The organism is Okeania sp. SIO2C2 (assembly GCF_010692625.1).
Classification (GTDB): domain Bacteria; phylum Cyanobacteriota; class Cyanobacteriia; order Cyanobacteriales; family Microcoleaceae; genus Okeania; species Okeania hirsuta.
The window spans coordinates 209,914-216,904 of record NZ_JAAHGM010000001.1 but is presented as its reverse complement, the minus strand read 5'-3'; the positions used below and the strand labels follow the sequence as shown (position 1 = coordinate 216,904).

The 6,991-nt window shown below is 35.2% G+C and carries 8 protein-coding genes; 2 read left to right on the top strand and 6 right to left on the bottom strand.

Annotation, left to right across the window (positions count from 1 at the left end):
* Positions 1–347: 347 nt before the first annotated feature.
* Positions 348–728 (bottom strand): pentapeptide repeat-containing protein, encoded by a 381-nt coding sequence (locus F6K18_RS00930; protein ID WP_287517772.1) that lies wholly within the window; start codon positions 726–728, stop codon positions 348–350.
* A 218-nt stretch (positions 729–946) separates the two neighbouring features.
* Between F6K18_RS00930 and F6K18_RS00925 the strand changes: the two genes are divergently transcribed.
* On the top strand, positions 947–1,243 hold the full coding sequence (locus F6K18_RS00925) for a hypothetical protein (RefSeq protein WP_287517770.1): 297 nt from the start codon (positions 947–949) through the stop codon (positions 1,241–1,243).
* A 98-nt stretch (positions 1,244–1,341) separates the two neighbouring features.
* On the opposite strand, the gene F6K18_RS00920 is transcribed toward F6K18_RS00925, so the two are convergent.
* Positions 1,342–1,734, bottom strand: a complete 393-nt coding sequence (locus tag F6K18_RS00920) for a DUF309 domain-containing protein (RefSeq protein ID WP_287517768.1) — start codon at positions 1,732–1,734, stop codon at positions 1,342–1,344.
* Positions 1,735–1,745: 11 nt separating this feature from the next.
* On the opposite strand from F6K18_RS00920, the gene F6K18_RS00915 reads away from it, so the two are divergent.
* Positions 1,746–1,919 carry a hypothetical protein gene (locus F6K18_RS00915; RefSeq protein ID WP_287517766.1) on the top strand — a complete coding sequence of 58 codons (174 nt, stop codon included), beginning with the start codon at positions 1,746–1,748 and terminating at the stop codon, positions 1,917–1,919.
* Between the two features lie 135 nt (positions 1,920–2,054).
* On the opposite strand, the gene F6K18_RS00910 is transcribed toward F6K18_RS00915, so the two are convergent.
* The 4 genes from F6K18_RS00910 to F6K18_RS00895 all read right to left on the bottom strand — a co-directional run bounded on the left by F6K18_RS00910 (position 2,055) and on the right by F6K18_RS00895 (position 6,987).
* Complete coding sequence (locus F6K18_RS00910) at positions 2,055–2,417, bottom strand: ferredoxin thioredoxin reductase catalytic beta subunit (protein WP_287517789.1); 363 nt, start codon at positions 2,415–2,417, stop codon at positions 2,055–2,057.
* Between the two features lie 344 nt (positions 2,418–2,761).
* Complete coding sequence (locus tag F6K18_RS00905; RefSeq protein ID WP_287517764.1) at positions 2,762–3,916, bottom strand: DUF58 domain-containing protein; 1,155 nt, start codon at positions 3,914–3,916, stop codon at positions 2,762–2,764.
* 394 nt (positions 3,917–4,310) lie between these two features.
* The gene (locus tag F6K18_RS00900) at positions 4,311–6,026 is read right to left on the bottom strand and encodes a DNA-processing protein DprA (protein ID WP_287517762.1); all 1,716 of its coding nucleotides are present in this window, start codon (positions 6,024–6,026) and stop codon (positions 4,311–4,313) included.
* Positions 6,027–6,849: 823 nt separating this feature from the next.
* A complete protein-coding gene (locus F6K18_RS00895; RefSeq protein ID WP_287517760.1) occupies positions 6,850–6,987 on the bottom strand; it encodes a hypothetical protein in 138 nt (45 codons plus the stop codon).
* Positions 6,988–6,991: the final 4 nt, after the last annotated feature.

Below are 6,991 nucleotides of genomic sequence, written 5' to 3'. Positions count from 1 at the left end.
TTTGGGTGCTAGCGATCGCTTCCAAGTTTAGCTGGACAGAAAAAGCTTGCAACAATTCATCAAATGCCTTACGGTTTAGTCCCGTTAATGCCCTTAAGAGTCGGTCTTCTTTTAGCACTCGATTGATGTCCAGCATTTTTTCTTCTGATCTTTAAAACACTAATCTCTAGTTTACCTTATTAAGCGACAAGTCTAATTATCAATTATCCATTATCAATTATCAATTAATGAACCCCCATTCCCTAAAAAAACTCTGACAAGACATAGTATAGATAGAGTCCCGCAGAGTATTTTTGAGTGGCAACTTTATAATTAAGGATGCCGTTGAGTATTCAAGTTATTATGATTCAGTTCCAATTTCCCCAACCTCCTAAAGTATTTTGGAGTTTTACATTATCAATATTCTGAATATTCCAGAAATTTACTTTTTTATCACCAGCACTACTAGCTAAAATCTTGCCATCAGGACTAAAAGCAAAAGACCTGACTATATTCATAGATTCCATAAAAACACAATCAGCCAAATTTGCCTCAGCAAAATTAACATCTTGGAAACTAGCACCAGTAAAGTCAGCACCCAAAATAATAGACCGACTGAGGTTACAACCCTCCAAACCAAACTTATCAGTCCTCACCAACAAAGTCGCCGCATTCCCCCCAACATAACCAACCTCTGAAGAAGTGTAGGGAACGGGGGAACGGGAACGGGCAAGATGCCCATTCCACAAAACACAAAACTATTAAAATTACTTTATATCATAACATTTTCTAACCATTGAAGAATAGGAAAAAGCTACATTATGAATATCAAGCAAAGCAATTTTTATTTATGAAAACAAATAAATTTTTCTATTATTTTTTAGTCAAATATCACAGTTTATTAGGTAAAAATATCGGCTTCAGCACAACTAAATTTTAATTAAAATATCCTAGTAAATCAAAAAAAATGACAAATTCTAATAACTATCGCACCAAAATCACTATGTCAATAAACCCAAAAAAAGGAGTAGAAAGAGCATTAACGACAACTCGAACAATCATTCTTGGTTTAACCACTACTTTTGCTTTAACTATTTGTAAACCCACAATTACTATTAATATTTGTTGGCGTTGTACCTTAGATTCTGACAATAATAGTATTCATAGAAATAAAGTAGGAGGAATTCTTGATAAAATTGACAAAAATTATTCAGTAATAAATAAGAGCGATCGCGTACTTCAGTTAAATAGGACTTACCCATAAACGCTATTGTTAGGGTGCGTTATGCTACCGCTTTTCATGTCGGCGACAGCCGAAACACACCCTACTGGACTGAACTTTTCTTTTTTCCCTGTTGCCTGCTATAATTTGACAATTTTCGGGTATTTTGTATGATCACAAGAGCGCACAAAATCAGTAATATTTTCTGGACCAGACTCTTGTAAATTTTTCAATAATTCCGTACTTTCTGTCAGTAACTTATCGACATCAATCTCAAAATAACTAGGTAAATAATAATTCAATTTCCTAATACCTTCCCCCAACAACATAACAGCACCACGCCAATTTTCATTACCCGCGTGATAAAGTCCAACTGCTATTTGCAAAACCCCTTGATAAAAAGTACGTTCTGGTTCTCCAGCTTCCATCCATAAAGCCTCCAGAGTATCATGGCATTTATAGAACTCTTGTTGATTAAACTCAGCTATTCCCTGCCAAAACTCTTGGGGAATTTGTTCTTGTTCAGAAGTCATATCATGTCCGTTTGAATACTTTTAGGAAGGCAGAAGGCAGAGGGCAGAAGGCAGAGGGCAGAAGGCAGAAGGGAAGAAAGGTTCTAAAGGAGAAGGAAGGCAGAAGGACTGAAGTGGAAAAAATTGTCTGGCAATGTTTGTTACGAGAACAGTGGGAGCATCTTGCTCCCGTGCCTAGTCTCTAATGATGTCACAAATAGTCAGCAACTTATAATATGGAATAATAGGCTGAAATTATTGTAAGGGTCAATACTTTAAGTCTATCAACTTTTACTTCTAACTTCTAACTTCTGACTTCGTTCATCCTTCTACTTTTCAACCTACATAGTTGCTCTAGTAGCTTCTAAAACTTCTTGAGTAATTGTTTGCTCTTCTCCAGCAAAATCATTATCCGGAGTTAAAAACAACATACAATGACATTCTTTACGTTCTCGCATCGGTACACAAGGACAATTCCAATATGTAGCTTTTACTTCTGCTTCTTTATCTTCATAATGACGACATGGACATAAAGGAGCACCCAATTCATCCTTATGTTTAGCCAACCCTTCAATTACTACTGCCGTAACGGAAGGATCTACACAAAAATAAGTATTTGTATTCTTGGCATACTTTTCAGAAAAACTTTTCATCGCCTTCAACGATTTTTCAGTGGATAGTTTGCTTTCTGTAGTTGAGTTCATCATATACGTTTGTTATGCTGTTGATATTAGATAATTCTTTAAATTTTACAGCAAAAAGCCATTTTAGGGAGAAAATATGGTAAAAAATTCTAAATCTTTCAATTTTTTTATCTGCGCATATAATAAAAAGTTAAATTTGTCAATACAAACATAGGTGTTAGGTCTTAGGTTTTAGGTGGTAGGTGTTAGGTATTGGGTGTTATACCAATTTTATCTTTTCTCTCATGGGTTTAATACCCCACCGTCAACGGGGGTGCTTAAAATTGCTTGGGTTTATAAGACATGAAGTGGCGTCTAGAAGACATCCTCATGCAATTTTCCCTTCTTCCTTCTTCCTTCTTCCTTCAAACTTGAGACTGAAGTTGAAACTCTAAAGGTTGAGTCGAACTAATTTCTAAACCAGAAGAATGCTGAAGTTTTGGTATTTCTGTTCGTGAAGAAATAGACTCATCTAACCATAACAACCACCTACTTCCAGAAGGTAGAGAAGATAAACTCACTGGGTCTTGAGTCAACCAGAGCAAAGACTTTTTTGATGGGTTTCCTGACACAACCTCTTCCCCGAAGTTAACTCCAGCCAAAGTTTGCAACACCACCCTATTTCCATGCACCAACCCAGTAGCAGCAGTCCAAAGCTGGACATTTTTCAGAGAGCGGTTAGCATAGAAATACAAAGAAGCTGCTGCTATTACCGCCGCTTCAAAATTATCCGTTTGCCAATGAGCAGCACTATCAAGACAAATAATAACTTCTTCTCCTCCCTTAGATACCTCTAATTCTCGAACCCGCAACTCTCCATAACGAGCGCTACTCCGCCAATGGATCAAACGACTAGGGTCGCCAAACCGATATGGTCGTAATGTCCGAGTTAAGCCTTCCGAAGCCATCAGATAACGACTATCCTCGTTGAGTTGACGGCTATTTTCTTGACCAAGTTCATCTATGATCGGACAATTACTCAGGGGTAAAACTGTAGGATACACAATAGCAGTAGCTTTAGCATTCCGACTACGGCGACACCAAAATAGACCTAGAGGTGCTGCACTTCTCAGTTGAAAATGATGCCAACGATATATTCCTCTTCTTTTGGTAGGTAAATGGTAAGTCCAATGGTAAACTTCTTTGCCAGGAATGACTTCTATTGCTTGTTGAGGTGATTTTCCTAGCACCAAAGGAATTTCATCCTTGAGTTGTACTAATGCTATTGGTTGATTAGTAGAATTTTCAATTGTCAGGGCGATAGTTAAATAGTCGTTCACCGTTACAGGTTGAATTAGATGGCGACGTACTTGTATTTGACGTAGCGATCGCCCTGGCAAAACAGCACCCATTCCTAATAATGCAAAACTCATCCCACTAATTACATATAGCCATCCTGCCATTGTATTAGTGGCGGCACCAAAGAAGAATATTGATAACATTCCGAGTAACCCACCTGCATAGCTTGGTGTTACCCAGTTAGCTTCTAACCAGTCGGAAATTTTGTAGTAAATTTTCATCTTTATCGGTTTGACTATTTGATAATTATTTGGGTATGTAGCAGTCGAAGGAAAGGTTAGGATATATCAAAAGCTTAAAACTCAGACAACGCCAGATTTTTCCTCCTTCCTCCCCCCTTTCAAAGCTATGCTTTATAAACATCTTTCTTAACATAAAATTTGACAAAATAGACAAGTTATGTACGAGTCTTTAAAAGGTTTTTGTCAGAGAAAAAGTGTATTCAAAAGTACATTTTTTTTGATAACTTAAGTAGTTTTTCCTATCTACTATGATTCTTTCCTCTCTTCTCCCCTGCTCCCTGCTCCCCTGCTCCCCTACTTCCCACAAGGTTTTCAGGAGTTCCTTATAAGCGATAGCTTTCAAAGAGGGGTAGGGGGGATACCTTCTGCCTTGTTACCAATCAAATCCTTCTTCATTATTTTCCACTGTATCAAATAGAGATAGCTGTTTAATATCTTGGTTGATGACATAAGTATTAGATTGGTTTTTTAATGTTATTTTTCCTTCTGTTTGAGCTATTTTTAACCAGTCTTGTAATTGACTAATATTTACATTTAATTTTGTGGCTAAATCTTTGTCTGTTTGTGGTTTTTCTAAGTTATCAATTATGATGGGCAGCACTGCTTCATAAATACTTAATTGCTGTGTTGAAGTTTGATGCTTTTGGGCTTGTTGAGTTTTGGCAGCAATTCTATAATTTACTGGTTTTTTGGTTTTGATTATTTTTCCTTCAGCACAAGCTTGATTTAACCAATGACGTAATTGACCAATTCGTATTTTCAATATTTCTATTAAATATTTTTCATTCCGTGGCTGTATTAATTTTTCGAGTATTATCGGCAGGACTTTTTCATAAATCTTTTGATTAGTTATTTTGGTCAATGAATCATTTTCTGAGTTATTTAACACAGATGCAGATTCTGAAGTTAAATGAAATTCTGGCTTTGATTTTGTTGTAGATATTTGTCGGGCATTTTCTAATTTTTCTCGTTTTTTTGTGTCGGTCAATGAATCATTTTCTGAGTTATTTAACCCCGATGCAGATTCTGAATTTAAATCAGATTCTAGTTTTGCCTCTGTTGTAGATATTTGTCGGGCATTTTCTAATTTTTCTCGTTTTTTTGTGTCGGTCAATAAATTATTTTCTGGTTGATTTAATGGGGATTTAGAAAATAATAAAAGTTGCTTTAAATTATTATTCCACGGCTCTAAAGGAAAAGACTTTGCTCCTTTATCCAAAAGTGCTTGATTTCCCTTTTTCACTGTTCCTTGCATTTTCACAAAAACAGGTATTTGCTGATATTTATTCAAAACTTCTGTAGCACCTGCCCAAGTTCCACCCTTACCTAAACTACTACTTACAACTAAAGCATAATCAGATAAAGCATAAATATATTTATTCCGACCCATTGCATTACCAACATTAAATCTGGCATCAGGGTCATAAGTAGAAATTAAAGTTAGTTTACCATCCCTAATACTGTCACGATATTTTCTAGAAACAGATGCTTTATTTAAACTATCTGCCAAAACTCCAACCGCAGTACCACCAACTTCTAAAGTTCCTAAAATTGCTTCTTGGTCTATCCCTTTTGCACCCCCAGAAATTACATTAATTGCTTGAGATGCGCAAAGTTTTCCCATTTTATTTGTATATTCAACTTCTTCTTCATTAATATCACGAGAACCAATAATCGCTAATCCACCTTTTTCTAATAATTCTATATTTCCTACGCCATAAATAATTGCTGGTGCTAAATGTTGGAGATTTTGTTTCAATTTTTTAGGATAATTTTGGTCGCTCCTTGTGATAATCCATAAACCTTGATTTACCCATTTTTCTACAGTAATAGCTAACATTCCACCTCTTTCTAACAAAGCAATTAACCGCTCATAATTTAATTTTTTATCGTTAATTTTTGGCAGTATCTCTAATCCCTGTTCAGTCAACAAATCTTCTGGACGAAGTTTATTTTCGATTAAAAATTCGGCAAGTCGATTATACTCACTCAGAGTTAAAGGTTGTAGATGGATATTTCTCTTTTGACCAAAACTAGCACATAGTAATAAAATCACTTGTGCATCTGGAGATAAAACATGATTAAGCATTTTTATATTTAGACTTTTAGGTTTTATACCAATTTGAAAAAAGAATGTTACAAATAGTTCCAAACTTTAGATGTCGAATAATTTGCTTAAATTACTGAAGCATCAAAGTTTTGAGCTATAAAATCATAATGCATGACTTTTGACTTTTAACTTTTGAATTCCGTGAAACGGTATTAGGTAGTAATATCATGTCTACTTTATTAGCATTAAACAAGGAAGAAAAAATGAATGGGAACTCAAACTCTAAACAATTGTAGACACCGTGTAGGTGGCGGGGTATTAAACCCCAGGGTCATTTCATTCTAGATTTTAGCAATGAATTTATTGATTTTCAGGCAGCGAAAGATAAACTTCCTCAAGCTTAAAATAACTTCATTAATGGATAATGGATAATTGATAATTGATAATTACCTCTGGTTAAAACCGAGAGGATTGAATACAAGGAGATATTATTTCTTTTTTTCCCCTTAAAAGGGGAGGCTTTAAACCAGAATTGTTTAATTATTAATTATTAATTATTAGGTAATTTCGTCAATACATAAAATGGCGTAGTTTAGAATGAAATAGCCCTGATTAAACCCAAAGGAAAAAGATAATTTTACTTTAACGATCTATAAGATAACTTGATACTCATAAGTAAAAATAGTTCTCAAAACAGTGATAATCAAAGTTCAAAAATAATCACCAAAATAATTTAAAAAATATCGTAGTTTTCATTCCAATTCTATTTAGGGCTTGCTGATTAAATCTAAAAGTATTTACAGATAAAGGTTTTAGCCTTTTTGGGGCCTTTAAAAAGTGCCTGGTTTTCAGCTCTTCACGCTCAAAAAGTTAGTATTTTAGGTGCATAGTTGGGCAGAAAAATCACTCTTACAATTCTTATTCCTACCTCCTCGCTCATTCCCTTTTCTCCTGTCTCCTGTCTCCTGTCTCCTGTCTCCTGTCTCCTACCCTCACCCATAAGA